This is a genomic window from Aeromonas sp. R1-2 (genome assembly GCF_040908505.1).
GTDB classification, from domain to species: domain Bacteria; phylum Pseudomonadota; class Gammaproteobacteria; order Enterobacterales; family Aeromonadaceae; genus Aeromonas; species Aeromonas veronii.
This window is the reverse complement of sequence record NZ_JBFODU010000001.1, coordinates 1-25,969: the sequence shown is the minus strand read 5'-3', so window position 1 is coordinate 25,969 and position 25,969 is coordinate 1. Positions and strand designations below refer to the sequence as shown.

Genomic DNA, 25,969 nt, shown 5'->3' with positions numbered 1-25,969 from the left:
AGTACGCATTGTATCGATACAATGTGGCAAGCAAGGAGTCACAATATGACGATGGAGTGGTATGTCACCCTGTTCGGTTTTGCCGTACTCACCTGCGGTACGCCGGGGCCCAACAACCTGATGCTGACGGCCTCCGGCGCCAACTTCGGGGTGCGCCGCACCCTGCCACATCTGCTCGGGGTGGGGCTGGGGCAGCCGGTGTTGCAACTGGTGCTGGCGCTGGGGCTTTATCCGCTGTTCGAGCGCTGGCCCCTGCTACGGCTCGGTTTGCAGATCTTCGGCAGCCTCTATCTGCTGTGGTTGGCGTGGCGTATCGCGGTGGCCGGGGCGCCGGGGGATCCGGCCAGGAAGGCCCGTCCGCTAACCATGTTGGAGGGGCTGGGCTTTCAGTTCCTCAATCCCAAGGCGTGGATGATGGGGATCTCCGCCATCAGTCTGTTCAGCCTGCCCGGCGCCAGTTACTGGCCGAGTCAGCTGGCAGTGATGGTCATGTTTGTGTTGGTGGCCCTGCCGGTCTGCTTTGTCTGGGTACTGTTCGGCCATCAGCTGAGCAACTGGATAAGCTCGGATCGGGGCTGGCGGCGGCTCAACGGGTCCCTCGGTCTGCTGACGGCGCTCTGCGTAGTCATGCTCTGGTATTGAGCCGTGCTGCGCTGATGGGAGAGGTGGCCTAGAAAGAGGCATTTCTGACTTGTCGCCAAGGGGTTGGCTCTGCATATTAGAAGGCTTTCCCCATAACGGGGGCGTTGCATCGACAAGAGGTTGAGATGGATCTGAACTGGTTACTGCCCCTGGCGGGGTTTGCCCTGGTTACCTGCGGCACGCCGGGGCCCAACAATATGTTGCTCACCAGCGCCGGGGCTGCGCAGGGTTTTCGCCGCACGATTCCCCTGCTGGTTGGGGTGGTCGGGGGGATCAATCTGATGATCCTCGCTACCGCGCTGGGGCTTGGCGTGGTGTTCGAGAAGGTGCCGCTGCTGCACGACGGCCTCAAGCTTATCGGCTCGGCCTATCTGCTCTGGCTGGCGTGGAAGGTGGCGACCGCCAGCGGCCCGGCCGAGGGCAACCGTCCGCTCATTCCCGCCCATCAGGGGGCCATGCTGCAACTGCTCAATCCCAAGGCGTGGATGATGGCGCTCTCCGCCATCAGCGGTTTCACCCTGGCGGGGGAGGCTTACTGGCCCTCCGCGCTCTGGGTGTTGGTGATCTTCTTTATTACCGGCCTCTACACCGGGGCGTTCTGGGTGCTTTTTGGTGCCCAGGTGCGGCAAATCATCCGCACCGCCCGGGGCTGGCGGCGTTTCAATCTCGGCATGGGGCTGGCGACGGCCGCCTGTGTCGGGATGATCTGGATTTAGCCCGGGGTTGACCCGGGCCTTTACCGGCTGTCTTGTTGGCCCTGCGGGGCCTTTTTTATCTCGTCCGCGTGGCCTTGCCTGCAAGGTGGCGTGGTTCTGCCCTCACTTGGGATGAAAGGAGTTCCTATGAAATGTATCGGTCTGCTGGGTGGCATGAGCTGGGAGTCCACTGTGAGTTACTATCAGGCGCTCAACCGTGGGGTGCGGGCACAGCTCGGCGGTTTGCACTCGGCGCGGGTGCTGCTCAATAGCGTCGACTTTGCCGGTATCGAGAGGTTGCAGCATGCCGGTGACTGGCCCGCTACCGCCCGCCTGCTGGCGGCGGAGGCGCGCAAGTTGCAGGATGGCGGCGCCGATTTCTTGCTGATCGGCACCAACACCATGCACAAGGTTGCCCCCGAGATTGAGGCGGCCATCGATATCCCGCTGCTCCATATCGCCGATGCTACCGCGGCCAAATTGCAGGCGGACGGGATAACCCGGGTCGGCCTGCTCGGCACTCGCTTCACCATGGAGCAGGATTTTTACAAGGGGCGCTTGCAGGAGCGCTTCGGGTTGGCGGTGCTGGTACCCGATGAGGCCGGGCGGGAGCGGGTACACAGGATCATCTATGACGAGCTCTGTCTGGGGGAGATCCGCGAATCGTCGCGGGCCGAGTATCTGGCCATTATCGCGGGGCTGGCGGCCGCGGGTGCCGAGGCGGTGATCCTCGGCTGCACCGAGATTGCCCTGCTGGTGGGCGATGCCCGGGCGGCGGTGCCGCTCTACGACACCACTGCCATCCATGCCGAAGCGGCGGTCGCGCTGGCACTGGCATCCGATTAATAAACTGGTCAGATCTCACTATTCATGCTTGTCTCATACCCCTTGCCATAAAAGCGTGTAAAATTGCGCCCTGAATTTTCCCCGGCCAACGCGGGTTGGCTGCGGTTTCCTAGCATGCAAGGCTGACATTGTGACTGAAGTAGATAGATTCGCGGATATTCGCCCCTACCGCGATGAAGAAGTGCCTGCAGCCATCGAACGGCTGATCCAGGATGATGAATTTATCGGCGCCATCGCCAAGTATCGTTTCGGTTCCCTGATGAGCTGGCTGGGTTGGGCCATCCGCCCGATGATCCGCCTGTTCCTGCGCCGCAAATGGTCAAAAGTGACCACTGTGCATCAGGTCCAGATGGGGGTCACCCGGTACATGTCCCGCATGATCGCCACCTCCACCAAGGGGGTGACCTTCTCCGGGATCGAGCATCTGAAGAAAGAGCAGGGCTATCTGTTTGTCTCCAACCACAGAGACATCGCCATGGATCCGGCGTTCGTCAACTGGGGGCTGCACACCCACGGTTTCGATACCGTGCGCATCGCCATCGGTGACAACCTGCTGCGCAAACCCTGCGCCACCGAGCTGATGAAGCTCAACAAGAGCTTTATCGTCAAACGCTCCGCCAAGGGGCCGCGGGAGATGATGAAGGCGCTCGGCGAGCTGTCTGCCTATATTGGCAACTCGGTTCACGAAGGTCACTCCATCTGGATTGCCCAGAAGGAAGGGCGCGCCAAGAATGGCGATGATAAGACAGATCCCGCCATCCTCAAGATGTTCTACGTCGACGGCAAGAAGCAGAAGATCGACTTCGTCGACTACATGCGCAGCCTCAATATCGTGCCGGTCAGCATCAGCTACGAGCTGGACCCGACCGACAAGGCGAAGGCGCGCGAGCTCTACGAGAAGTCGGTCAACGGCAGCTACGAGAAGGGCGAGTTCGAGGATATCGAGAGTATCGTCGCCGGTATCGTCGGCATGAAGGGGCGGGTACACGTCTCCTTCGGTGCTCCGATTACCGAGGGCTTCAGCGATCCGGACGAACTGGCCGCGCTGATCGACAAGGCGATCTGGAGCAGTTACCACCTCTTCCCCAGCAACTATCTGGCGGCAGATGTCTCCGGCAAGGCCAATACCATCGAGCAGGCGGCCTTCCTGACCCGTCAGTCAGAGGTGCCGGAAGAGCACAAGGCGATCTGGCGTGCCATGTACGCCAAACCGGTAGAAAACGCCAAAAAGGCTTGAATGAAACCGGTTGTTAAACGGTTTTGCGAAAAAAACGGGCGCTGATGCGCCCGTTTTTGCGTCTGGTCAAAGTCGAGGAGGAAAGGGTGGTGAATAATATGGTTTCAGCTGGTACGATCACTATGAAAATGGGATTATGTCTCTTGGCAAGGTGCTGACGAGTGTGTAACAGTGCCCATATAGCTGAACATGAGCAAAAGCTCTAAACCGGTTTGCACGGATTGCAGACGGCATTATTGAAGGACCTGTCACAGGTCCTTTTTCATTGGTAGGAAAAGATGCCGCCCCGATATACCTAACAGGAAACAGACGCCATGATCACCGGTAGCCTGAACACCCTGCAGCGGACGCCGCTGCCCGCCCCGCTGGCCCGCATTATGGCCGAGGTGGTGAAGAGCGTGGCGCACTGGGGTGACGCTCCGCTCGGCAAGACCGAGATCGATGGCCTCAATCTGTTCTGTCTGGTGAGCGAAGATCTGACCGAGCCAGCCGCGGATCGCCGTGGCGAATTCCATCAGCAGTATCTCGATATCCAGTTGCTGCTGCGCGGTGAAGAGTGGATAGGTGTGGGCCCCCAGGACTACGTGAGCGACGGCGCCGACCATCCCCATCCCGACCTCTGGTTTGTCGAGGACGAGCAGACCAGCTATCTGGCGCTGCAACCGGGCGATTTCGCCATCTTCTGGCCGGGCGAGCTGCACCGCCCGCTCTGTACCTTCAACCAGCCCGCCAAGGTGAAGAAGCTGGTGGTCAAGGTACACAAGGATTTGCTGGCTATCGCCTGAGCATTCCCATTGAGGCGAGCCCTGCGCAGCTGATGCGTTGAGGCTCGCAAGCATAGAAACCAGTGATACGCACCACAAGTTGCGATGACTCTTTCAAGAGCAAGAATTGAAAAATTGGACGCACCCTCCTGCGACCATAAGCCCCCGGCAGGGGAATCCCATCCTCTTTTGGATGACACGACACTGTCGGCATAAAGCCGAAGCACAGGAAGATGTAGAAAATGAGCAAGTTGGTATTGATCCTTAACTGCGGTAGCTCTTCCCTGAAATTTGCCGTAATGGACGCCGAAACAGGTGAGGACATGCTGTCCGGCCTGGCCGAATGCTTCAATCTGGATGATGCACGTATCAAATGGAAACTCCACGGGGTCAAGGGCGAAGCCATGCTGGGAGCGGGTGCCGCTCACCAGGAGGCCCTCGACCATATCGTGGGTCACATCCTGCCGCAGGATCCGACTCTTGCCGAGCAACTGGTGGCCATCGGTCACCGAATCGTACACGGTGGCGAGCAGTTCTCCCGCTCCGTACGTATCGATGACGGCGTGATCGCCGGTATCGAAGCCGCCATTCCGTTCGCCCCGCTGCACAACCCGGCCCACCTCATCGGTATTCGCGCCGCGCTGAAAGTGTTCCCGCAGCTGTCCGAGAAGAACGTGGCCGTGTTCGACACCGCTTTCCATCAGACCCTGCCGCAAGAGGCATACCTCTATGCGCTGCCGCACAAGCTCTACCGCGAACACGGCATCCGTCGTTACGGTGCTCACGGTACTTCTCACCGCTACATTGCGGAAGAAGCCGCAAAAGAGCTGGGCAAGCCGTTGAATGAACTGAACATCATCAACTGCCACCTGGGTAACGGTGCCTCTGTCTGCGCCATCAAGAACGGCGAATCCGTAGACACCTCCATGGGTCTGACTCCGCTGGAAGGTCTGGCGATGGGTACCCGCTCCGGTGATATCGATCCGGCCGTGGTCTTCTTCATGCACGACCAGCTCGGTTACAGCGTGGAGCAGATCAACCACACCCTGACCCGTGAGTCCGGTCTGCTGGGGATGACCGAAGCGAGCAGCGATTGCCGCTACGTCACTACCAACTACGCTACTGACGCCGGTGCCAAGCGCGCGCTGGATGTCTTCACCTACCGTGTGGCCAAGTATGTCGGCGCCTATGCCGCTGCGATGGACGGTCGTCTGGACGCCGTGGTCTTCACCGGTGGTATCGGTGAGAACGCCGCCATGGTGCGCGAGATGGTGCTGAACCGCCTGGCTCTGTTCGGCTTCAAGGTGGACAAAGAGGCCAACAACGCCGCGGTACTGGGTGGCGAAGGTCGCATCACCACCGCCGACAGCCGTTGCGCCATGGTGATCCCGACCAACGAAGAGCTGGTCATCGCCCGCGATGCCCTGAGCCTGGTCTGCTAAGTCAGCCTCGCTTTGAAACAACGCCCGGCCGGTGCCGGGCGTTGTCATTTCTGGCGTACGCCGATTTGACATGGGGGAGGGGAGCGGTACCCTGACCACCACTGTTTTTGCAGCCAGCGGGCTGCCCGGTTCGGGAGATAGCAATGAAAGAGGCGTTTTTTAACTGGTTGTCGGGCCTTGGGGTGGAAGTGACCAGCCTGATGGCGCTGGTGATCGCGCTGGGCTTTATCGTCATCACCTCGTTGCTGCTGCACATGGCGCTGCACCGGGTGCTGCTGGTCCGGCTGGTGGGGATCCTCGGCAAGGCCAAGCAGGTGTGGCTGCCGCCCCAGCTGCAACAGCGCCTCTTCAACCGGCTCGCCTTCGTGCTGCAAGGGGCCGTGCTGCTTGGTCAGGCGGAGATCTGGCTGCCCCGCCAATCGGATAGCCTCAAGCTTATCGAGATGGTGGCCCAGCTCTGGATCTTGCTGTTCCTGCTGCTGGCTTTCTTCGCCCTGCTCGACTGCGTTTTGTCGGTGAGCCGTTACACCCGCCTTGGTCGGGATTTGCCCCTGCGCGGCATCTTCCAGGGGGCCAAGCTGGTAGGCAGCATTCTGGTGGGCATCCTGATGATCGCCCTGCTGCTCGGCAAGTCGCCGCTGTTCCTGTTCAGCGGTCTGGGTGCCATGACCGCAGTGCTGATGCTGGTGTTCAAAGACCCCATCCTCGGGCTGGTGGCGGGGATCCAGCTCTCCGCCAACCGGATGCTGAGCGTCGGTGACTGGCTGCAGATGGACAAGTACGGCGCCGATGGCGAAGTGACCGACATCGGGCTTACCACGGTCAAGGTATCGAACTGGGACAAGACCATCACCACCATTCCTACCTATGCCCTGATCTCCGACTCTTTCAAGAACTGGCAGGGGATGACCGAGTCGGGCGGCCGCCGCATCAAGCGCAGCGTCAATATCGACATGACCAGCGTGCGTTTTCTGACGGCCGATGAGCAGTTGCAGCTCAAACAGGCGCAACTGCTGGCTCCCTATCTGAGCCGCAAGGAGCAGGAGCTGAGTGCCTACAATCAGCAGCTGAGCGATGCCCTGAGCTGCCCCATCAACGGTCGTCACCTCACCAACCTCGGTACCCTGCGCGCCTATCTGGATGCCTACCTGCGTGCCCACCCCGGCATTCGCAAGGACATGACCCTGATGGTGCGCCAGCTGGCACCCACGTCAGACGGTTTGCCGCTGGAAATTTACTGCTTTACCGCGACAACGGCATGGGCCGATTACGAAGGGATCCAGGCCGATATTTTCGACCATATCTTCGCCATCATTGAGCAATTTCATCTGCGGTTGCATCAATCTCCCACAGGTTACGATATGCGTGCCTGGCAACGGGGATAAACAGGGAAATGGGGCGGGTCGAGGACGCGGAAAAAACCGCATATTAATCATCGACCCGTCGCCACTTGTCAGTTGAAATTTGCCGTGCAGAGGAGAAAAATGGCGGCCTTCTCTTCGCGCCCCTGATCCCCTCTTGATCAGCTGCCAGCCCAGAGACGTCACTTCAAGTCATCATCATGGGAAAGTTATGAAGCTCCTTCGCAATAGTGTGGCAACACTCTGCTACAGCCTGCTGCTGACCGCTGCGCCGGTTTTCGCTGTTGAATATGCTCTGCCTGCGGCCAACAGCCGTCTGGTAGGGGAAAATCTGGAATACGTGGTTCCGGCCGAAGAAAACGGCCAGCCGTTGGAGGCCATTGCGGCCAAATTCCAGCTGGGGCTGACCAACATGACCGAAGCCAACCCCGATGCGGATCCCCTGCTGGTACAGACCGGCGAGAAGCTGGTGATCCCCCAGCAGCTGATCCTGCCGGATGCACCCCGTGAAGGGATCGTGCTGAACGTGGCCGAGATGCGCCTCTACTACTACCCCAAGGGTAAAAAAGTGGTGGAAGTGCTGCCCATCGGCATCGGCCAGCTCGGCACCGACACCCCGGAAAACTGGGTGACCAGCGTGCAGCGCAAGAAAGCGGGCCCGACCTGGACCCCGACCGCCAAGATGCATGCCGAATATGCCGCCCGTGGCGAGAGCCTGCCTGCGGTATGGCCGGCCGGCCCGGACAACCCCATGGGTCTGTTTGCCCTCTACATCGGAAAGATGTACGCCATCCACGGTACCAACGCCAACTTCGGCATCGGCCTGCGGGTGAGCCACGGCTGTGTGCGTCTGCGCAACGACGACATCGCCTACCTGTTCAAGCAGGTACCGGTCGGTACTCGCGTCCAGTTCGTCAACCAGCCGATCAAGGCCTCTCTCGAGCCCAACGGTGTCCGCTATCTGGAAGTGCATCAGCCGCTGTCGCGCAGCGAAGAGGAGTTCAACTCCAAGCTGCCGGCACCGCTGCCGATGACCCCGGCGGTGACCCGCTTCATTGCCCACGCCGACAGCGACTCCCAACTGGTGAAGCAGGCGCTGGAGCAGCGCAACGGCATGCCGATGGCGATCAACCGCTAAGGGCAAATCCCCGTCACGACAAAGGGCGAACAGCATGCTGTTCGCCCTTTGTGTTTCTGCTAGGTTGACTCAGTTTCGCAGCAGATTTGCCTGCAGCTCGCTGCCGATCTGGTCGAGCAGCTGATAGCGCGCCTTGTAGCTAGCCCGCTTGCGGGAGGGGATCTCCTCCAGCGTCTTGCGGGGCACCTCCAGCGGCAGGCTCATCCAGAGTTCATCCTGCACGCTGCCCTGATGCTCCTGCCACAAGCCGTCGAGGTCGAACTTGACCCGATCGGCAGTGCGCTTGCTGCTCTGATAGACGTGGCTTTGGGTGCGGATCCCGAGCAGGCTCTTGCACGCCAGCCCCCGGGCCAGCTCGGCGGCCATATACACCAGCAGGGACATGGGGCGCAGCCCGCCGCACGCCTTGGTGACCTGCTTGATCTCCTCGCTCTGCCCCTTGCCGCCCTGCAGCGAACAGATCTCGAGGGTCGGGTTCGGCGCGGGGCGCAGATTGAGGGCCATGTAATAGAGCGCCGCGTCACCCAGCTTGAGGGTCAGGCTCATCTCCCCCTCTTTGCCCATGTGGGTTTGGTAATCCAGTTGCAGGGTGAGGGGGGTCGTCAGCTTGTCGCTCTGCCACTGGGCCAGCAGCAGGCCGCGCCCGCTGTAGATTGCCAGTTGTTGCGCCTTGGGCAGCTGACGTGCCAGCTGCTGGTAGTGGCCGCTGATAAGCCCGGCTCGCAGGCGCTTGCGGAGCCCCTTGTGGCGATAGGGGTGGATCGGCTTTTCCAGAATATCGGGGAAGCGGCTGATCGCCTGCGCCAGCAGCGGTTGCTCCTGCTGCTGGCGATAGAGGGCGCGGGCGCCGGGATTGAGCCAGAGACGCCCCACATACTTGGCCCGTCGGATGAGATGACCCGACTCCTCCACCGGGTGAAGGTGGCGGGCGAGGGTTCGCAGGTGTGACAGATGAGATGACATGGTGCCGACCTCTGACTGGTGTAATGAGACAGGGCGGGGAGTGTAGGAGCGGGGCGCTGGCTTGTAAAAAAATGGATAGTAACAAAATGTGAAAACATAACGCTCAGTAGCGGCTGGCGCTGCGAGATGACCATCACGGCAACGGCAGGAAATCTGGCGCCATCCTCTTGATGCGGCAGATGATTTGATGCGCAAAGGTTTTTATTGTGTTTTGTGTTTGTTAAAAGTGGTTGAGCTGGCGCGAACGGCTGATTAAGCTAGGCCGGTTTTTTAGGGATGAGCCCGTCACCAGAGCGGGCAGAAAATGACACAAAACGGAGTTTTGCATGACAGCTAGCACACCCATGTTAATCACCTTCCTGGTGTATATCCTCGGAATGGTGTTGATCGGCTTCGTCGCCTATCACGCCACCCGCAACTTTGATGACTACATTCTGGGCGGCCGCCGGATGGGGAGCTGGGTCACCGCCCTCTCCGCCGGCGCCTCCGACATGAGCGGCTGGCTGCTGATGGGCCTGCCCGGCGCCGTCTTCGTCAGCGGCATCTCCGAGAGCTGGATCGCCATCGGTCTGGTGATCGGTGCCTACCTCAACTGGCGCTGGGTAGCGGGTCGTCTGCGGGTACATACCGAGAAGAACCGCAATGCCCTGACCCTGCCAGACTACTTCACTTATCGCTTTGAAGATCACAGCAAGGTGCTGCGTATCCTCTCGGCGCTGGTGATCCTGCTGTTCTTCACCATCTATTGCGCCTCCGGCGTGGTGGCCGGTGCCCGTTTGTTCGAGAGCACCTTCGGCATGGATTACAACACCGCCCTCTGGGTCGGTGCCGCTGCCACCATCACCTACACCTTTTTCGGCGGCTTCCTCGCGGTGAGCTGGACCGACACGGTGCAGGCGACCCTGATGATCTTTGCCCTGATCCTGACCCCGGTCTTCGTCATCATCGCCGTCGGCGGGGTGGATAGCGCCATGATCGAGGTGGCCGCCAAGAGCGCCACCAACCTCGACATGTTCAAGAATCTGGACGTTATCGCCATCATCTCCCTGATGGCGTGGGGGCTTGGCTACTTCGGTCAGCCACACATTCTGGCCCGCTTCATGGCGGCCGATTCCCACCACTCCATGGCCAATGCCCGCCGTATCAGCATGACCTGGATGGTGTTCTGCCTCGCAGGCGCGGTGGCCATCGGCTTCTTCGGGCTGGCCTACTTCGCCCGCTTCCCGGAAGTGGCGGCAGGAGTGACCGGCAACCCGGAGCGGGTCTTTATCGAGCTCTCCAAGATCCTGTTCAACCCCTGGATCGCCGGTGTGCTGCTCTCCGCCATTCTGGCGGCGGTGATGAGCACTCTAAGTTGTCAACTACTGGTCTGCTCCAGCGCCATTACCGAGGATCTCTACAAGCCCTTCCTGCGCAAGAACGCCTCCCAGCGTGAGCTGGTGTGGGTGGGTCGCCTGATGGTGCTGCTGATCGCGGTGATTGCCATCGCCGTTGCCATGAATCCGGAAAACCGGGTGCTGGGGCTGGTGAGCTACGCCTGGGCCGGTTTCGGTGCCGCCTTTGGTCCCGTGGTGCTGCTCTCCGTGCTGTGGCCGCGAATGACCCGCAACGGCGCGCTGGCCGGCATGCTGGTCGGAGCCATCACCGTCATCGTCTGGAAGCAGTTCGGCTGGCTGGGGCTGTATGAGATCATCCCGGGCTTCCTGTTTGCGCTGCTGGCCATCGTGGTGGGCAGTCTGCTGGGCGAAGCGCCCTCAAAAGCGATGCTGGAGCGTTTCCGCGATGCCGAGGAGGAGTACAACACGCCGGCCGAGCTCGCGGGAGAGCCGGTCGTGGTGAACTGATCCCCCTTACCGCTTTCTGATTGAGAGCCCCGCCCCCGGATAAGGAGCGCCCTGGTTGGCCATCCTTGCACCGGTTTGGCGGGGCTTTGTGCTATCTGATTCACTCTTGGGCACTTTTTTATGTTCGGCCGGTGGCTCCCGGGTGCTCGCTTTCTTTTGTCTTGGCACCGAATATGGGACACTAGGCCGCCTGAAGGAGACCTAGTGCATGCGGCTATTCACCCTGATCCTGATCCTCCTGCTGGGGGGACTGCAATATGACCTCTGGCTGGGGAAGAACGGGCTATCCGATTATCAGAACCTGTCGGAGGCCATCTCGCAGCAACAGCGGGACAACCAGACTCTCAAGGATCGTAACGACCTCATTTACCGCGAGATAGATGATCTCACCTCTGGCCTCGAGGCCATCGAGGAGTTGTCGCGCAACGATCTGGGTTACATCAAGCAGGGGGAGACCTTCTACCGGATCATCCCCAAAGAGAAAGACAAAGAGACAGCGCCGGACGATGAGCCCTACGATGACTGATGCCAGCCGGGTATCCGGCCTGACGGCGATCGTCCCTGCCGCCGGTATCGGCAGCCGGATGGGGGCCGATTGCCCCAAGCAGTACCTGCAACTGGCGGGTAAAACCATTCTCGAACATACCCTGGAGCGGCTGCTCTCCCACCCGGCCATCGCCCAGGTGATCGTGGCGCTGGCGCCCCATGATCACTGGTTCGAGGCCCTGCCCGTGGCGGCCGACCTGCGAATTGTGCGGGTAGAGGGAGGCGCCGAGCGCGCCTTTTCCGTCCTCAATGGTCTCCATGTGGCGCAAGGGGAGTGGGTGCTGGTGCATGATGCGGCCCGTCCCTGCCTGACTCACGGCGATCTCGATGCGCTGATTGTCGCGGCCATGGGCTGTGGCGGCGCCATTCTCGGCAGTCGGGTGCGCGATACCATGAAACGCTCCGATGGGGAGGGCAATATCATCGCCACCGTCGAGCGCGAGCAGCTCTGGCATGCCCTGACGCCGCAGATGTTCCCGACCCGTGCCCTGAAGCGGGCACTGGAAGAGGGGTTGCTGCTGGGCGCCACCATCACCGACGAGGCCTCCGCCATGGAGCGGGCCGGATTCACGGTGCGGATGGTGGAGGGGCGCGCCGACAATATCAAAGTGACCCGGCCGGAAGATTTGTCGCTGGCGGGGCTGTTTTTAAGCCAGCAGGCATAAGCCCCTCAGTCAGAACAGACCGTTCAGAGCAGAGCGTCTCGAACAAACAGGCCCGAACAAGGAGTTAGCATGATCCGGATTGGACATGGTGTGGACGTACACAAAATTGATGGGGTTGGTTTCAGCATGTTGGGAGGTTGCCGCTGATGATGCGCATTGGTCATGGTTTTGATGTCCATAAATTTGGTGGTGTTGGCCCCTGCATGCTGGGTGGCGTGCCGGTTCCCTACGAGCAGGGGCTGGTTGCCCACTCCGACGGCGATGTGGTGTTGCACGCGGTGAGTGATGCCCTGCTGGGGGCAATCGGTGCCGGTGACATCGGTCGCCACTTCCCCGATACCGCTGCCGAGTTCAAGGGGATCGACAGTCGCATTCTGCTGCGTGATGTCTTTGCCCGGGTACAGAAGGCAGGGTATGCCATCGGCAACCTGGATGTGACCATCATCGCCCAGGCCCCCAAAATGGCGCCCCATATCGACGCCATGTGCGCCGTGCTGGCCGCCGATCTGCAATGTGATTTGAACCGTGTGAACGTCAAGGCGACCACCACCGAACAGCTTGGGTTTACGGGGCGCAAGGAAGGGATCGCCACCGAAGCCGTCGTCCTACTGGTGAAACAATAATGCTGGAACAACTTGCCTATCTGCACGGGGCGCCCACCGCCCGCGGTATCCTCAAGGCCGAGGCCGCCGACTTCGTGGTGAATGAAGATCTCGGCTTCGAGCCCTGCGGGGAAGGGGAGCACATCTTCGTCCGGGTGCGCAAAACCGGCGAGAACACCGCCTGGGTAGCGGGTCTGCTGGCCGATGCGGCTGGGGTCAACCGCAATGCGGTGACCTGGGCGGGCCTGAAGGATCGCCACGCGGTGACCGAGCAGTGGTTTGGCATTCACCTGCCAGGCAAGGCCGAGCCGGACTTGTCGGTCATCGAGAGCGACAGCATCCAGATCCTGCAAGCCAGACGTCACAACCGCAAATTGCGGGTTGGCTACCTCAAGGGCAACCACTTCACCCTGCGTCTCACCGATCTGGAACAGGCCGACGGGCTGGAAGCGCGCCTGCAGGCCATCGCCACTCAGGGCGTGCCCAATTACTATGGTGAGCAGCGTTTTGGCCGCGATGGCAACAACCTGGAAGCGGCCAAGGCGATGTTTGCCGGCAAGCGGATCAAGGATCGCAACAAGCGCTCCCTCTACCTCTCTGCCGCCCGCAGCATGCTGTTCAACGCCATCGTCAGCGCCCGTATCGAACAGGGGCTGGCCCATCAGCTGCTGGCCGGTGATTGCGTGATGCTCAAGGGTAGCCACTCCATCTTCAGCGAAGAGAGCGTGACCCCCGAGCTGGAAGCGCGTCTCGCCTCCGGCGATGTGCAGCTCACCGCGCCCCAGTGGGGCCGTGGCCGTCTGGCCAGTCAGGGTGCCGCTGCCGAGTTCGAACAGGGCGTGCTGGCCCCTTACAGCGATTGGTGTGACGGGCTGGAGAAAGCCGGGCTGGATCAGGACAGGCGTCCCCTGCTGCTCAAGCCGGAGCAGATGAGCTGGCAGCTGGACGGCGAGGCGCTGACCCTCTCCTTCTTCCTGCCGGCGGGCGCGTTTGCCACCAGCGTGGTGCGCGAGTTAATGCAGGCCGAAGAGGCCGATCACGGTTTCAGGAATCAGACCGATGCGAATTCTGGTCAGTAATGATGATGGTGTGCATGCTGAGGGGATTCGTGCCCTCAGCGAGGCGCTGCGCGCCTGCGGCGAGGTCATTGTGGTGGCGCCGGATCGTAACCGCAGCGGCGCGAGTCACTCCCTGACGCTGGAAGTACCGCTGCGGGTTACCCGCATTGCAGAAAACGGCTTTAATGGGTGCGAGAGCTATGCGGTGAAGGGCACGCCGACCGACTGCGTGCATCTGGCGGTCAACGAGCTGGTGCGCCCTGAACCCGACATGGTGGTGGCCGGCATCAACCACGGTGCCAACCTGGGGGATGATGTCATCTATTCGGGCACAGTCGCCGCGGCCACCGAGGGGCGCCATCTTGGCTACCCCTCCATCGCCATCTCGCTGGTGGGCAAGACCCACTTCGCCACGGCGGCCCACTATGCGGCCCTGCTGGTGAAGGGGCTGATGAAACACCCCCTGCCTGCCGATCAGATCCTCAACGTCAACGTGCCGGACTTGCCCCTCGAGCAGATCAAGGGGATCAAGACCACCCGCCTTGGCAATCGCCACCGGGCGGAGTCGGTGATCTGCACCGAGGATCCCCGTGGCCAGCCCATCTACTGGATCGGCCCCCCCGGTAGCCAGCAGGATGCCGGTGAAGGCACCGATTTTGCCGCCATCGAGCAGGGCTATGTCTCGATTACCCCCCTGACCATCGATATGACTGCCTATGACAGTCTCGCCGGTCTGGGGGCCTGGTTAGATCTGCAGGGATGAGGGTGGTGTGATAGTACAGCGCCTGTTAAATCAGCTCATTGCGCAGGATATTCGCGATTTTCGCGTGCTGGCGACCATCGCGAAAGTGCCGCGCCAGCTGTTCGTGGACGAGGCCATGGCGCACAAGGCGTGGGACAACACCGCCCTGCCCATTGGCCACGGCCAGACCATTTCGCAGCCCTATATGGTGGCGCGAATGACCGAGTTGCTGATGCAAAACAATCCGGCCCATGTGCTGGAGATTGGCACTGGCTCGGGCTACCAGACGGCGATCCTCGCCCATCTGGTGGAGCATGTGTATACCGTGGAGCGGATCAAGTCGCTGCAGTTCCAGGCCCGACGCCGACTGCGCCAGCTCGATCTGCACAATGTCTCGGCCAAGCACGGCAACGGCTGGCTGGGGTGGCCCAACAAGGGGCCTTATGACGCCATTCTGGTGACGGCCGCGGCGAGCGAGATCCCGACGGCACTCACCGATCAGCTGGCCGAAGGGGGTCGACTGGTGTTGCCCGTGGGTGACAGCCAGCAGACCCTGCAACTGATCGAACGATCCGGATCCCAGCTGACCAGCCGTATTCTGGAGCCGGTACGTTTTGTTCCCCTTATTGACGGAGATGTTGAGTGAAGTTGTTTTCCCGTTTGTACGTACTGGTGATGCAGTGGGCTCGCCACAAGCATGCCCCCCGGTATCTCTCCATTACCGCTTTCATCGAGTCGGTATTCTGGCCGATCCCGGTGGATGTGATGCTGGCGCCGATGGCGCTCGCCAAGCCCCACAAGGCGTGGCACTACGCCACGCTGGCTACCCTCTTCTCTGTGCTGGGCGCCCTGTTTGGCTATGCCCTTGGCTATGCCCTGTGGGATCCGGTCGTGCTGCCACTGGTGGAGTCTGTGGGTTATCAGGACAAGATCGAGATCGCTCGCAACTGGTTTGAGCAGTGGGGGATCTGGGTCATTTTCATTGCCAGCTTCACCCCTATCCCCTACAAGGTGTTTACCGTGACGGCAGGGTTGTTGCAAATGGCTCTGCTGCCCTTCATCATCACCTCCCTCATCGGTCGTGGCATGCGCTTTTTCCTGGTTGCGGGCCTGATGCGCTGGGGTGGCGAGAAAATGGAACGCAAACTGATGCACTATGTAGATGTGCTCGGTTGGCTCTGTATTGGTCTGGCCGTGGTGGCCTATTTCTGGTTTAGTCGTTAAGGATCCATTATGCGTTCGCGTATTTGGCAAGGAAGCAGTGTCGTGGTGTTGTCATGGCTGCTGCTTGCCTGCTCCTCCAGTAAAAATGCAGCTCCGGTAGATGGTGTTGATGAGGGGCAGTTTGTCTCGACCATTCCGGCTCGCCAAAGCGGTGCCCAGGTCAGCGCCCCCATTCAGGGCGGCAGCTATGTGGTGAAGCGGGGCGATACCCTCTACTCCATCGCCTTCAACTCCGGCAATGACGTGCCGTCGCTGGCCAGCCTCAACAACATCAGCCCGCCCTACAACATCTATCCGGGGCAGCGACTGCGACTCGATGGTTCCAGCGCCAGTGTTGGCAGCAGCCGCAGTGCCGGTACCTATGAGGTGCGCCGCGGCGATACCCTGAGCAGCATCGGCCGCCAGTTCGGCATGACACCGCAGGCGCTGGCCCAGAGCAACAACCTGAGCGCCCCCTATGCGCTGCAACCGGGTCAGGTGCTCAATGTCCAGACCGCAGGCGGCGGTTCGACCCAGATGGTGGCTGCGACTCGTCCGGCAACCGTGACGCCGGTGGCCGTGAGCCGTCCGAGCAGCGGTCCGCGTCCGTTGGCCGAGCTGAGTGGATCTGGTCAGACCACGCCGTTCATCTCTCAGAAATCCGTTGCTCCGGCAGCACCGAAGGAATACGCTCAGTCAAAAGAACAAAAAATAAACAACTCCCAGTCGAGACTTGCTTGGCACTGGCCCGCAAAAGGCCGGATTGTCGAGGGGTTCTCTGTTGCAGAACAGGGTAACAAGGGGATCGACATAGCCGGCCAGAAGGGGCAACCCGTCTACGCCGCCAGCAGCGGTAAAGTGGTATACGCTGGCAGTGCTTTAAGGGGGTACGGCAAGCTGATTATCCTCAAGCATGATGATGACTATCTCTCCGCTTACGCACACAACGACGAGTTGCGGGTGAAGGAAGGGGACAGCGTCAAGGGGGGCTCGGTCATTGCCAACATGGGTAGCACGGACGCGCCGGATGTACGATTGCATTTCGAGATCCGGTACAGAGGCAAGTCGATCAATCCGATGAGCTATTTGCCAAAGCGTTAACCCCAGAGAGACCGTCTTACTCTGGTAACGTCAGGGAGACACACCATGAGCCAAGAACAACTGGTAATGCAGGATGCAGAGTTAGAGTTTGACGCTGAACCCGAATCTCACGAGGTAGAAGAGTTGCAGGAGGTAGCCGCCGAGGCGGAAGATATTATCTCCGATGAGTTGCTGGCACCGGAACTGAACAAGGTGATGGATGCCACGCAACTCTATCTGGGGGAGATAGGTTTCTCCCCGCTGCTCACTGCCGAAGAGGAAGTCTACTACGCCCGTCGTGCCTTGCGCGGTGACAAAGCCGCCCGCAAGCGCATGATCGAGTCCAACCTGCGACTGGTGGTGAAAATCGCCCGCCGTTACAACAACCGCGGCCTGGTGCTGCTGGATCTCATCGAAGAGGGTAACCTCGGTCTTATCCGCGCGGTCGAGAAGTTCGACCCCGAGCGCGGCTTCCGTTTCTCCACCTATGCCACCTGGTGGATCCGCCAGACCATCGAGCGGGCCATCATGAACCAGACCCGCACCATCCGTCTGCCCATTCATGTGGTCAAGGAGTTAAACGTTTACCTGCGCACCGCGCGTGAACTCTCTCACCGTCTCGATCACGAGCCGACCGCCGAGGATATCGCCTTCGCGCTGGATCGTTCGGTGGACGATGTGAACCGCATGCTCAAGCTCAACGAGAAGATCACCTCGGTGGACACCCCCATTGGTGGCGATCGCGACAAGGCGCTGCTGGATGTGCTCTCCGACGAGCGCGGCATGGGGCCGGAGCTGGAGTCACAGGAAGATGATATGCGCAGCAGCATTGTGCACTGGCTGGAAGAGCTCAATCCCAAACAGCGGGAAGTGCTGGCTCGTCGTTTCGGCTTGCTGGGTTACGAGCCGGCTACCCTTGAGGATGTGGGGGCCGAGATTGGCCTGACCCGCGAGCGGGTACGCCAGATCCAGGTCGAGGGGCTGCGCCGTCTGCGGGAGATCCTGCTGAGCCAGGGGCTCTCCATCGAGGCGCTATTTCGTACCAATTAAGCATCCGCACCAATTAAGTCCGCAGCAACGCAATACGGCATCAGCCAGATAGCACGAGGGGAGCAACTGCTCCCCTCGTTTTTTATTGCCTGTCGTCTGGCGATACCGATGCGGTTAGACCAGCTCGGCCAGCATGGTGTCGGCGTAGGGCACCAGCGCTTCGCCCTTCTTCACCTTGGTGAGGTAGTCCGGGTTGGCGATAAGCGGACGGCCGATGGCCACCAGATCGAAGCGGTTGGCCTCGATGGCCGCAGCCGCGCGCTCGGCGTCGTAGTTGCCCACCCCGACCAGATTGCCCTTGTAGTGGGCGCGCAGATAGTCGGAGGCGCGGCCACCCAGATAATCGAAGGTGAGGTTATCATCGAAGATGCCGAGGTGGATATAGGCCAGCGGGCGATCGTTGAGCTTGCCCAGCAGGTAGTCGAACACGGCGCGATCTTCCGGGCTGCCCGCCAGATGGACATAGGCTCCCGGGGAGAGGCGAATACCAACCCGATCACCGCCGATGCGGGCGCTGATGGCATCAACCACTTCCAGCGCGAAGCGGCTCATCTTTTCCGGGCAGCCACCGTAGTTGTCAGTGCGCAGGTTGGTGGAGTGGTGCAGGAACTGGTCGATCAGGTAGCCGTTGGCACCGTGGATCTCTACCCCGTCAAAGCCCGCCTCGATGGCGTTGGCACCGGCTGTTGCGTAATCCTGCACCAGCTGGGCGATTTCGGCTTCGGTCAGGGCGCGCGGCACCTGATAGGTGAGCTCGCGCATGCGGGGCACTGTGCCCTCGTGCGCCACGGCAGAGGGCGCCAGCACTTCCGCCTGATGGAAGAAGGGGTGGGAGAGGCGACCGACGTGCCACAGCTGGGCGAAGATCTTGCCGCCCTTGGCGTGCACGGCGCTGGTGACTTTCTTCCAGCCATCGATCTGCGCCTGGGTGAAGAGGCCCGGGGTATTGGGGTAGCCCTGCGCATCGGGTCGGATGATGACGGCCTCGGAAACAATCAGGCCGATGTCGGCGCGGCGGCCGTAATAGGCTGCCATCTGCTCGGTCGGCACCAGACCTGGGCCTGCCATGCAGCGGGTGAGCGGGGCCATCATGAAACGGTTGGCCAGGGTCAGAGTGTCATTGAGTCGATACGGCTGAAACAGGGTATTCATGATAGGTTGTCCTGAACGGGTTATTCTTGAACGTGCATTCAAGACGTTTTTTGCGTCGGGCGCAAGCTTTTTTTGAATGCGCGTTCAAGAAGGTTGGCCCGAGCGGGCGGCTGGGGTAAACTTGCCGCCCTTTCCAGCCACTCTTTATCGGCGGGCCCTGTTGCCCCTTGCCGGTGAACCATTTCCCACGGGAGGAACCATGCGCATAGCCGAGTTTGATCGGGACGAGGTACTGCGAAATGCCATGGAAGCGTTTCGCGCCAAGGGATATGCCAAGACCACCATGCAGGAGCTGGTGGCCGCCACCGGCCTCCATCCGGGCAGCATCTACGGCGCCTTTGGCAACAAGCGAGGCCTGCTGCTGGCGGCGGTGGATCACTATGTCGAGGGTAAACGCACCCTGCGCCGCTCATTGCTCGACAACCCGAGCCCGCTGGCGGGCCTTGCTGCCTATCTCGACCGGATTGTGGGGGAGGCGCTCTGCGGCTCCTGTCTGGTGACCCGCACCATGATGGAGCTGAGCGAGCAGGATGAGGAGCTGACCCAGCGGGTCAAGGGGATCTATGGCGAGCTGGAGCAGGATCTGGCCGAGTTGCTGACACAGGCGCAAGCAAAGGGTGAACTGGCCCCGGATAGCAATATCCACACCCTCACCGCCCTGCTGCTGATCAACCTGCAAGGGCTGGTCACCTTCGCCCAGTGCCGCCCCGATCGCCCCCTGCTCGACGACGTAGTTGCCCAGCTGATGCGGGCCCTGCGGGCGTAACGCGATACCGCAGAAACAACAGTGGCTCCCTTGGGAGCCACTGTTGTTTGCGGGAGGGTTACCTCGGCCCCACCAGCTCTTTCATCAAATCTTTCAGCCATACAAGCGCCGGTTGCTGTGCATGCACGGGGTGCCAGACGCAGTTGAGGTGGTAGTCGGGCACGTCTTCGGGCAGCGGCAGGCTTTTCAGGGGCCAGTGGGTGGCGAGCAGCTCGGCCACCATGCTGGGCAGCACCAGCAGGTGATCGCTCTGGCTGACGATGGCGGCGGCAGACATATAGCTCTGGCTGTTGACCGAGATGGTGCGGCTAAAGCCCTGACTCTTCAGATAGCGGTCTAGGCTCGCCTCCGAGGTGCCAAGGGGCGAGTGGAACACATGGGGCATGGCGATAAGCTGCTGCAGGGTGATGCGCTCCTGCCATTGGGCGGGATCATCCTCGGCACCGGCGGTGGCCGATTTGGCAATGGGCAGATCGGCGCGCACCAGTCCGGCCAGCGGCTCGGTGAGCCAGGTCTCCTTGCCGAGATATCCCGGCACCTGCATGTACTCGTCAAAGCCCAGCACCAGATCGATCTCGCCGCTCGCCAGCTCGGCTTCGGGCAGGGTGTCGCGCAGGATGCGGATCTCGATGGTGACCCCGGGCGCCAGCCCTCTGAGCCGCTGAATAAGCGGCGGGATCAGCACACACTCCACGTAATCTGTGGTGCAGAGCACGAAGCGCCGCTTCGACTGGCTCGGCTCGAACTCTTCTTCCTCCAAGAGCTGCTGCTCCAGCAGCCGCAGCGCCTGCTGCACCCCAAGATGCAGCCGCTGGGCGCGCGGGGTCGGCAGCATCCCCTGCGGGGTGCGCACCAAAAGCGGGTCGCCGAGAAAGGTGCGCAACCGGTTAAGGGAGTGGCTCATGGCGGGCTGGCTGATAAAGAGCGCTTCGGCGGCGCGGGTGACGCTGCCCTGCGTCATCAGGGCGTCAAACGCGAGCAGCAGATTGAGGTCGAGCTGGTGCAGTTTCATGGGGGGATTATTCGCCGTGTTTATGGGACAATCCATCCTATTCATTTGATGGATGGGGGCGCAACGTCTTAATCTGCGACCCACTGTTATTTTTCCGGGTTCCCGCGCCGCATCGGGCGTAAACGGGGGCCTCAATCCATGCAAGGAGCCTTGCGATGAGCATCAAGACCATTAACTCCACGCCGGCCGCCGACGGCTTCACCATGCCCGCCGAGTGGGCGCACCAGCAGGCCGTCTGGATGATCTGGCCGTTTCGCCCGGACAACTGGCGCGTAGCCGGTCGCTTCGCGCAAGAGACCTTCGCCAAGGTGGCCGATGCCATCGGTGGTGCTACCCCGGTCTTTATGGGGGTTCCGGCCCAGTTTATGGAGCAGGCTCGTGCCATCATGCCCGCCCACGTCACCCTGGTTGAAATGGACAGCGATGACTGCTGGGCCCGCGATACCGGCCCGACCATCGTTACCAACGCGGCCGGCGAGTGCCGTGGCGTGGATTGGGGCTTCAACGCCTGGGGCGGCCACAAGGGCGGTCTCTACTACCCGTGGAATCAGGATGAGGAAGTGGCAGCCCAGATGCTGACCCAACACGAGATGGCTCGCTACGATGCGCCGCTGATTCTGGAAGGGGGCTCCATCCACGTCGATGGTGAAGGCACCTGCCTGACCACCGCCGAGTGCCTGCTCAACGAAAACCGCAACCCGCACCTGACCAAAGAGCAGATCGAAGCTTACTTACGCGACTATCTCGGCGTCACCAGCTTTATCTGGCTGGACGAAGGCGTCTACATGGACGAAACCGACGGCCACATCGACAACATGTGCTGCTTCGTGCGTCCGGGTGAAGTGGCCCTGCACTGGACTGACGACCAGAACGATCCCCAGTACGCCCGCTCCGTGGCCGCCCTCAAGGTGCTGGAAGCGGCGGTCGATGCCAAGGGTCGCAAGCTGAAAGTGTGGAAGCTGCCCCAGCCGGGCCCGCTGTTCTGCACTGAAGTGGAGTCTGCCGGTGTCGAGAGCGGTACCGGTGTGCCGCGCGAGGCAGAAGGCCGTCTGGCCGGTTCCTACGTGAACTTCCTCATCACCAACGATCGCATCGTCTATCCGCTGCTGGATGCCGCCACCGATGGCGAAGCCCAGCGCATTCTGGAAGAGATCTTCCCGGATCACACCGTGGTCGGCGTGCCGGCCCGCGAGATCCTGCTGGGCGGTGGCAATATTCACTGCATTACTCAGCAAATCCCCTCAGGGAAATAAGAACCGGATGACGATCCTGCTGCGAAGCCGTGATCAAGGCTCATGTGCTGCTCGGAATCCTCATGTATTCACATACACTCCGGTTCCTGCGCTGCTCTTCACCTTGCTGACGGCCTCTCGCGACGGGTCGTAAACCGGTTCCGGTGAGTATTCCAAACCCCACGCCGTGGGGTTTTATCCCTTGATAGTGTGATGGTCGTATGCGTCGATGCGGCGATCATCATGACAAACAGTCACCCTTTTACAGGAGATCAAAATGATCGAAGTGACCGAGGTTTCCATTGCCGAGCTGCGTGCCGCGCTCGAATCAGGCCGCACCACAGCGGTCGAACTGGTCAAGGCCTATCTGGCCCGGATCGAGGCTTACAACGGCCCAGAGACTGCCACCAAACTCAACGCCGTGGTGGTCGCCAATCCCGATGCGCTGAAAGAGGCCGAGGCTTCCGATGCCCGCCGTGCCCGTGGCGAGACTCTGGGCCCGCTCGACGGCATCCCCTACACCGCCAAAGACAGCTATCTGGTCAAGGGGCTGACTGCCGCCTCTGGCAGCCCGGCCTTCAAGGATGTGGTGGCCCAGCGCGATGCCTTTACCGTTGAGCGTCTGCGCGCCGCCGGTGCCATCTGCCTTGGCAAAACCAATATGCCGCCGATGGCCAATGGCGGTATGCAGCGCGGCGTCTATGGCCGTGCAGAGAGCCCCTACAACGCCGACTACCTGACCGCGCCGTTTGCCTCCGGCTCTTCCAACGGCGCCGGTACTGCCACCGCCGCCAGCTTCTCTGCCTTCGGTCTGGCGGAAGAGACCTGGTCGAGCGGCCGTGGCCCTGCCTCCAACAACGGCCTGTGCGCCTACACCCCGTCCCGTGGTGTCATCTCGGTGCGCGGCAACTGGCCGCTGACCCCGACCATGGATGTGGTGGTGCCTTATGCCCGCACCATGAACGACCTCTTGGAAGTGCTGGATGTGGTAGTGGCTGACGATGCCGACACCCGTGGCGATCTGTGGCGCATGCAGCCCTGGGTGCAGCTGCCCAAGGCCTCCGAAGTGCGTCCGGCTTCCTATCTGGAACTGGCAGCCAAGCCCGATGCCCTCAAGGGCAAGCGCCTCGGCGTGCCGCGCATGTTTATCAACAAGGATGAACTGGCCGGCACCAGCGAAAACCCCGGTATCGGCGGCCCGACCGGTCAGCGCATCCATACCCGCGAGACTGTGATTGCCCTCTGGGAAGATGCGCGCAAGGCGCTGGAAGCCGCTGGCGCCGAAGTTATCGAAGTGGACTTCCCGCTGGTCTCCAACTGCGAAGGGGACAGACCCGGCGCGCCGACTGTGTTCAATCGCGGTATCGTGAGCCCGGAGTTTCTCAACGACGAGCTGTGGGAGCTCTCCGGCTGGGCGTTCGACGACTTCCTGCGCGCCAATGGCGATCCCAAGCTCAACAAGCTGGCTGATGTCGATGGGCCGAAGATCTTCCCCCACGACCCGGGCACCCTGCCGAACCGCGAGGGCGATCTGGCGGCGGGCATGGACGAGTACGTCAATATGGCCAAGCGCGGCCTGAAATCCTGGGACGAGATCGCCACAGTGCCGGACGGCCTGCGCGGTCTGGAGAAGACCCGCAAGCTGGACTTGGAAGACTGGATGGACGGGCTCAAGCTCGACGCCGTGCTGTTCCCCACCGTCGCCGACGTCGCCCCGGCTGATGCGGATGTGAATCCGGCCTCCGCCGATATCGCCTGGAGCAACGGCATCTGGGTTGCCAACGGCAACCTCGCCATTCGACACCTCGGTGTGCCGACCGTTACCGTCCCCATGGGTGTGATGGCCGATATCGGTATGCCGGTGGGGCTGACCTTCGCCGGTCGCGCCTATGACGACAACAACCTGCTGCGCTTCGCCTCGGCCTTCGAGTCCACCGGCAGCAAGCGTATGGTGCCGCCACGGACGCCGCCGTTGGCTTGAGCGTCGCCGCTTGCCTGATAGTTGTTAGATCAGGCACAAAGAGAGAGGGAGGCATCATGCCTCCCTCTTTTTTCGTCCATGTTCTGGCTCTGGCCATCACACCCGGATGTTCTGGCTCTGGCCATCACACCCGGATGTTCTGGCCCGCACCCATTTCGCTTTTTGTCACAGGCGGGGTCTGCTCATCTTGGGACAAGCTGGCCTCCCACTCGTGGGCCTTCTCCAGCAGATCGGCGAGGCTCTCCCTGATCTGCTGCGGACGATAGTTCCCCAACGCGAGCTGGGAGAAAAACGATACCTGCTCGGTGCCCGGATAGATGCCGACCCCGTAGCCATGGCGCAAGGGGGCGAGGGCATGCTCGCCAAAGCGCAGGAACAATTCGCGCGACAGGCGCTCGGGAAGAGCGCTCGCCGTGGTCACCGAGAGCACCAGTGCCATTTCGTCGGGCTGAGCCACGATATTGACCACAAAGGGGGCGCTCGCTTCCTCTGCTGTTCGCTGGATCTCGAACGTGCAGACGCCGTTTTCATCGAAGGCCAGCGGTTCGACCGACAGCTCGGCCACGATTTTCTGATAGATATCCAACACAACACTCCAGTCCGGTTGCCCGGTCGTCTTCGAAGGGGCAGGGCACGATCACAAAGAGACGGCCCGCCACCGAACGGGCCGTCATCAATATTCATGGCAAGGGTTACACCTTGATATTGAGTGCTCGGCCCTCTTCCAGCTCGAACACCCGGACATCGCTCACCGGATTGTCGTTAAAGCGCACGCTTTTCTTCATCTTGGCGGCGACGTTCTCCCCGTCCGATGAGCCAGTGTGCTCTTCGACCAGCGGTGAGGTCTTGTTGGCGCGGGTGTTTGCCTCGGTCAGGGCGTCCAGCTCGGCGTTGGCTCTTTGCTCAAACAGCTGGACGAAGCTGCGATTGAACTCGGCATTGACCTTGGCGTTGAACGCCTCCGATTCATGGCCCAGCGTATTCAACGCCGAACTGAGTGCCTCACCCGAGAGTGACTCGTGCAGGGCGAACGTCCGCTCGATCACCCGACTGCTCAGCATGCTGAAGATGGCATCTTTACCGTTGATAAAGCTGGAGAAGTGCTGCTGCACAAAGCTCAGGGAGTCCTTATCCAGCGTCTCCAGACCGAGGCGCTTCTTGTTGGCATCTGTGATATCGGCCATGGTCGCCGTTTTGGGGTCGCTACCCGGCTTCAGATATTGGGCCTCGTTCTTGAACTCGCTGACGGGCTGATTAAAGGCTTGCTGCACAATCTTCTTGGCTTGGCCAAGTTCGGTCAGCTGCCGCTGTACCTCGGACTGAATTTGAGTGGCCCGGGTGGTGAGCGCACCCTCCCCCTTGGTGGTGGCGCGGCTAAAGAAATCGACCACCGCATTTTTGATGCGGCCCAGCGTGCTTAAATGGGCCAGGTCCCGTTGTACGGAGACATCTCCACTCTTGCCGATATGAATGGTGTACTCCTTGCCTTCACCCAGATGAAGGGCAAGCTTCTGATTGCTGCCGGGATTGACGCTGGCGAGCTGCAGGCTGTCGATAGCCTTCAACATCACCGGGGTAGCTCCATGAATAGCCATGACCTTGGTTCCTTATCTCACTAACAAGCGATACATCTGGCCTGCATCATACCCGTCAGTGAAAACGCCGTTTATTAGCCATGGTTGCACTATTTTAGTTTGGGGTTGGTCTGCGCCGGAGGCTCCTGTGATGGATACAAGCTGCTGCGCTTCGCCTTGGCCTTCGAGTCCACCGGCAGCAAGCGTATGGTGCCGCCACGGACGCCGCCGTTGGGGTGATTGGTGGCCGAGGCTAAAAAGCCTATTGTGGTTCAGTAGTTGTCTAGTCCTGAAATAGGTTTACACATTTTCAACTAACATTTCTCTACTCAGAACCCCCTATGTACCGCATCGGGGGTTCTGTATTTCAACGC

At 61.0% G+C, this 25,969-nt stretch carries 26 protein-coding genes; 21 read left to right on the top strand and 5 right to left on the bottom strand.

The window, feature by feature from the left end:
• Positions 1 to 45 precede the first annotated feature (45 nt).
• The 8 genes from AB5Y76_RS00130 (at position 46) to AB5Y76_RS00095 (ending at position 8,125) form a co-directional block, all read left to right on the top strand.
• Positions 46 to 642, top strand: coding sequence for a LysE family translocator (locus AB5Y76_RS00130; protein WP_263719201.1), 597 nt, complete (start codon positions 46 to 48; stop codon positions 640 to 642).
• Between the two features lie 125 nt (positions 643 to 767).
• Entirely contained in the window at positions 768 to 1,358 is a 591-nt protein-coding gene (locus tag AB5Y76_RS00125; RefSeq protein ID WP_005335534.1) for a LysE family translocator, read from the top strand.
• A 126-nt stretch (positions 1,359 to 1,484) separates the two neighbouring features.
• Complete coding sequence (locus tag AB5Y76_RS00120; RefSeq protein WP_150996143.1) at positions 1,485 to 2,183, top strand: aspartate/glutamate racemase family protein; 699 nt, start codon at positions 1,485 to 1,487, stop codon at positions 2,181 to 2,183.
• 130 nt (positions 2,184 to 2,313) lie between these two features.
• On the top strand, positions 2,314 to 3,420 hold the full coding sequence (locus AB5Y76_RS00115) for a 1-acyl-sn-glycerol-3-phosphate acyltransferase (protein ID WP_005362790.1): 1,107 nt from the start codon (positions 2,314 to 2,316) through the stop codon (positions 3,418 to 3,420).
• Positions 3,421 to 3,734: 314 nt separating this feature from the next.
• Positions 3,735 to 4,205 carry a YhcH/YjgK/YiaL family protein gene (locus AB5Y76_RS00110; protein ID WP_263719202.1) on the top strand — a complete coding sequence of 157 codons (471 nt, stop codon included), beginning with the start codon at positions 3,735 to 3,737 and terminating at the stop codon, positions 4,203 to 4,205.
• 221 nt (positions 4,206 to 4,426) lie between these two features.
• Positions 4,427 to 5,626 (top strand): acetate kinase, encoded by a 1,200-nt coding sequence (locus AB5Y76_RS00105; RefSeq protein ID WP_005354534.1) that lies wholly within the window; start codon positions 4,427 to 4,429, stop codon positions 5,624 to 5,626.
• Positions 5,627 to 5,769: 143 nt separating this feature from the next.
• Entirely contained in the window at positions 5,770 to 7,011 is a 1,242-nt protein-coding gene (locus tag AB5Y76_RS00100) for a mechanosensitive ion channel family protein (protein ID WP_213388028.1), read from the top strand.
• 187 nt (positions 7,012 to 7,198) lie between these two features.
• Positions 7,199 to 8,125, top strand: a complete 927-nt coding sequence (locus tag AB5Y76_RS00095; RefSeq protein WP_005354531.1) for a L,D-transpeptidase family protein — start codon at positions 7,199 to 7,201, stop codon at positions 8,123 to 8,125.
• A gap of 69 nt (positions 8,126 to 8,194) precedes the next feature.
• On the opposite strand, the gene AB5Y76_RS00090 is transcribed toward AB5Y76_RS00095, so the two are convergent.
• Positions 8,195 to 9,088 (bottom strand): DUF535 family protein, encoded by an 894-nt coding sequence (locus AB5Y76_RS00090; RefSeq protein ID WP_139495468.1) that lies wholly within the window; start codon positions 9,086 to 9,088, stop codon positions 8,195 to 8,197.
• A 326-nt stretch (positions 9,089 to 9,414) separates the two neighbouring features.
• On the opposite strand from AB5Y76_RS00090, the gene putP reads away from it, so the two are divergent.
• The 10 genes from putP to rpoS all read left to right on the top strand — a co-directional run bounded on the left by putP (position 9,415) and on the right by rpoS (position 17,878).
• Positions 9,415 to 10,932 (top strand): sodium/proline symporter PutP, encoded by a 1,518-nt coding sequence (putP, locus tag AB5Y76_RS00085; RefSeq protein ID WP_263719203.1) that lies wholly within the window; start codon positions 9,415 to 9,417, stop codon positions 10,930 to 10,932.
• A gap of 208 nt (positions 10,933 to 11,140) precedes the next feature.
• Entirely contained in the window at positions 11,141 to 11,458 is a 318-nt protein-coding gene (ftsB, locus tag AB5Y76_RS00080) for a cell division protein FtsB (RefSeq protein WP_005335520.1), read from the top strand.
• Complete coding sequence (ispD, locus tag AB5Y76_RS00075; RefSeq protein ID WP_139495471.1) at positions 11,451 to 12,143, top strand: 2-C-methyl-D-erythritol 4-phosphate cytidylyltransferase; 693 nt, start codon at positions 11,451 to 11,453, stop codon at positions 12,141 to 12,143. Before ftsB ends, ispD begins: the two co-directional genes overlap by 8 nt.
• Before the next feature lie 146 nt (positions 12,144 to 12,289).
• A complete protein-coding gene (ispF, locus tag AB5Y76_RS00070; protein WP_005335518.1) occupies positions 12,290 to 12,766 on the top strand; it encodes a 2-C-methyl-D-erythritol 2,4-cyclodiphosphate synthase in 477 nt (158 codons plus the stop codon).
• Positions 12,766 to 13,824 (top strand): tRNA pseudouridine(13) synthase TruD, encoded by a 1,059-nt coding sequence (gene truD / locus AB5Y76_RS00065; RefSeq protein WP_139495473.1) that lies wholly within the window; start codon positions 12,766 to 12,768, stop codon positions 13,822 to 13,824. The genes ispF and truD overlap by 1 nt, the downstream gene beginning before the upstream one ends.
• Positions 13,805 to 14,566: a 5'/3'-nucleotidase SurE gene (surE, locus tag AB5Y76_RS00060; protein WP_005335515.1), complete on the top strand. Its 762-nt coding sequence runs from the start codon at positions 13,805 to 13,807 to the stop codon at positions 14,564 to 14,566. Before truD ends, surE begins: the two co-directional genes overlap by 20 nt.
• A gap of 7 nt (positions 14,567 to 14,573) precedes the next feature.
• Positions 14,574 to 15,191, top strand: coding sequence for a protein-L-isoaspartate(D-aspartate) O-methyltransferase (locus AB5Y76_RS00055; RefSeq protein ID WP_005335507.1), 618 nt, complete (start codon positions 14,574 to 14,576; stop codon positions 15,189 to 15,191).
• A complete protein-coding gene (locus AB5Y76_RS00050) occupies positions 15,188 to 15,769 on the top strand; it encodes a YqaA family protein (RefSeq protein ID WP_263719204.1) in 582 nt (193 codons plus the stop codon). The genes AB5Y76_RS00055 and AB5Y76_RS00050 overlap by 4 nt, the downstream gene beginning before the upstream one ends.
• A 9-nt stretch (positions 15,770 to 15,778) precedes the next feature.
• Positions 15,779 to 16,849, top strand: coding sequence for a LysM peptidoglycan-binding domain-containing protein (locus tag AB5Y76_RS00045; protein WP_263719205.1), 1,071 nt, complete (start codon positions 15,779 to 15,781; stop codon positions 16,847 to 16,849).
• Between the two features lie 45 nt (positions 16,850 to 16,894).
• Positions 16,895 to 17,878 carry an RNA polymerase sigma factor RpoS gene (gene rpoS, locus AB5Y76_RS00040; protein ID WP_005362773.1) on the top strand — a complete coding sequence of 328 codons (984 nt, stop codon included), beginning with the start codon at positions 16,895 to 16,897 and terminating at the stop codon, positions 17,876 to 17,878.
• Between the two features lie 114 nt (positions 17,879 to 17,992).
• Here the strand turns inward: rpoS and AB5Y76_RS00035 are convergent, their stop codons facing one another.
• Positions 17,993 to 19,030, bottom strand: coding sequence for an alkene reductase (locus AB5Y76_RS00035; RefSeq protein ID WP_263719206.1), 1,038 nt, complete (start codon positions 19,028 to 19,030; stop codon positions 17,993 to 17,995).
• A gap of 199 nt (positions 19,031 to 19,229) precedes the next feature.
• Between AB5Y76_RS00035 and AB5Y76_RS00030 the strand changes: the two genes are divergently transcribed.
• Positions 19,230 to 19,796 (top strand): TetR/AcrR family transcriptional regulator, encoded by a 567-nt coding sequence (locus AB5Y76_RS00030; RefSeq protein WP_005335495.1) that lies wholly within the window; start codon positions 19,230 to 19,232, stop codon positions 19,794 to 19,796.
• A 58-nt stretch (positions 19,797 to 19,854) separates the two neighbouring features.
• Here AB5Y76_RS00030 and AB5Y76_RS00025 read toward each other — a convergent pair whose 3' ends face one another.
• Complete coding sequence (locus tag AB5Y76_RS00025; RefSeq protein WP_263719207.1) at positions 19,855 to 20,808, bottom strand: LysR family transcriptional regulator; 954 nt, start codon at positions 20,806 to 20,808, stop codon at positions 19,855 to 19,857.
• 155 nt (positions 20,809 to 20,963) lie between these two features.
• Here AB5Y76_RS00025 and aguA point away from each other — a divergent pair, with 155 nt between their 5' ends.
• Positions 20,964 to 22,061, top strand: a complete 1,098-nt coding sequence (gene aguA / locus AB5Y76_RS00020) for an agmatine deiminase (RefSeq protein ID WP_263719208.1) — start codon at positions 20,964 to 20,966, stop codon at positions 22,059 to 22,061.
• Positions 22,062 to 22,317: 256 nt separating this feature from the next.
• Positions 22,318 to 24,021 (top strand): amidase, encoded by a 1,704-nt coding sequence (locus tag AB5Y76_RS00015; RefSeq protein WP_263719209.1) that lies wholly within the window; start codon positions 22,318 to 22,320, stop codon positions 24,019 to 24,021.
• 124 nt (positions 24,022 to 24,145) lie between these two features.
• Here AB5Y76_RS00015 and AB5Y76_RS00010 read toward each other — a convergent pair whose 3' ends face one another.
• Positions 24,146 to 24,610 (bottom strand): CesT family type III secretion system chaperone, encoded by a 465-nt coding sequence (locus AB5Y76_RS00010; RefSeq protein ID WP_263719210.1) that lies wholly within the window; start codon positions 24,608 to 24,610, stop codon positions 24,146 to 24,148.
• 103 nt (positions 24,611 to 24,713) lie between these two features.
• Positions 24,714 to 25,616, bottom strand: coding sequence for a hypothetical protein (locus tag AB5Y76_RS00005; RefSeq protein WP_263719211.1), 903 nt, complete (start codon positions 25,614 to 25,616; stop codon positions 24,714 to 24,716).
• Between the last annotated feature and the right edge of the window lie 353 nt (positions 25,617 to 25,969).

Bases quoted from the DNA above. Each gene is read 5' to 3' on its own strand.
- AB5Y76_RS00130 (WP_263719201.1), top strand. From the start codon at position 46: ATGACGATGGAGTGGTATGTCACCCTGTTCGGTTTTGCCGTACTCACC.
- AB5Y76_RS00125 (WP_005335534.1), top strand. From the start codon at position 768: ATGGATCTGAACTGGTTACTGCCCCTGGCGGGGTTTGCCCTGGTTACC.
- AB5Y76_RS00120 (WP_150996143.1), top strand. From the start codon at position 1,485: ATGAAATGTATCGGTCTGCTGGGTGGCATGAGCTGGGAGTCCACTGTG.
- AB5Y76_RS00110 (WP_263719202.1), top strand. From the start codon at position 3,735: ATGATCACCGGTAGCCTGAACACCCTGCAGCGGACGCCGCTGCCCGCC.
- AB5Y76_RS00105 (WP_005354534.1), top strand. From the start codon at position 4,427: ATGAGCAAGTTGGTATTGATCCTTAACTGCGGTAGCTCTTCCCTGAAA.
- AB5Y76_RS00100 (WP_213388028.1), top strand. From the start codon at position 5,770: ATGAAAGAGGCGTTTTTTAACTGGTTGTCGGGCCTTGGGGTGGAAGTG.
- AB5Y76_RS00095 (WP_005354531.1), top strand. From the start codon at position 7,199: ATGAAGCTCCTTCGCAATAGTGTGGCAACACTCTGCTACAGCCTGCTG.
- AB5Y76_RS00090 (WP_139495468.1), bottom strand. From the start codon at position 9,088: ATGTCATCTCATCTGTCACACCTGCGAACCCTCGCCCGCCACCTTCAC.
- putP (WP_263719203.1), top strand. From the start codon at position 9,415: ATGACAGCTAGCACACCCATGTTAATCACCTTCCTGGTGTATATCCTC.
- ftsB (WP_005335520.1), top strand. From the start codon at position 11,141: ATGCGGCTATTCACCCTGATCCTGATCCTCCTGCTGGGGGGACTGCAA.
- ispD (WP_139495471.1), top strand. From the start codon at position 11,451: ATGACTGATGCCAGCCGGGTATCCGGCCTGACGGCGATCGTCCCTGCC.
- ispF (WP_005335518.1), top strand. From the start codon at position 12,290: ATGATGCGCATTGGTCATGGTTTTGATGTCCATAAATTTGGTGGTGTT.
- truD (WP_139495473.1), top strand. From the start codon at position 12,766: ATGCTGGAACAACTTGCCTATCTGCACGGGGCGCCCACCGCCCGCGGT.
- surE (WP_005335515.1), top strand. From the start codon at position 13,805: ATGCGAATTCTGGTCAGTAATGATGATGGTGTGCATGCTGAGGGGATT.
- AB5Y76_RS00045 (WP_263719205.1), top strand. From the start codon at position 15,779: ATGCGTTCGCGTATTTGGCAAGGAAGCAGTGTCGTGGTGTTGTCATGG.
- rpoS (WP_005362773.1), top strand. From the start codon at position 16,895: ATGAGCCAAGAACAACTGGTAATGCAGGATGCAGAGTTAGAGTTTGAC.
- AB5Y76_RS00035 (WP_263719206.1), bottom strand. From the start codon at position 19,030: ATGAATACCCTGTTTCAGCCGTATCGACTCAATGACACTCTGACCCTG.
- AB5Y76_RS00030 (WP_005335495.1), top strand. From the start codon at position 19,230: ATGCGCATAGCCGAGTTTGATCGGGACGAGGTACTGCGAAATGCCATG.
- AB5Y76_RS00025 (WP_263719207.1), bottom strand. From the start codon at position 20,808: ATGAAACTGCACCAGCTCGACCTCAATCTGCTGCTCGCGTTTGACGCC.
- aguA (WP_263719208.1), top strand. From the start codon at position 20,964: ATGAGCATCAAGACCATTAACTCCACGCCGGCCGCCGACGGCTTCACC.
- AB5Y76_RS00015 (WP_263719209.1), top strand. From the start codon at position 22,318: ATGATCGAAGTGACCGAGGTTTCCATTGCCGAGCTGCGTGCCGCGCTC.
- AB5Y76_RS00005 (WP_263719211.1), bottom strand. From the start codon at position 25,616: ATGGCTATTCATGGAGCTACCCCGGTGATGTTGAAGGCTATCGACAGC.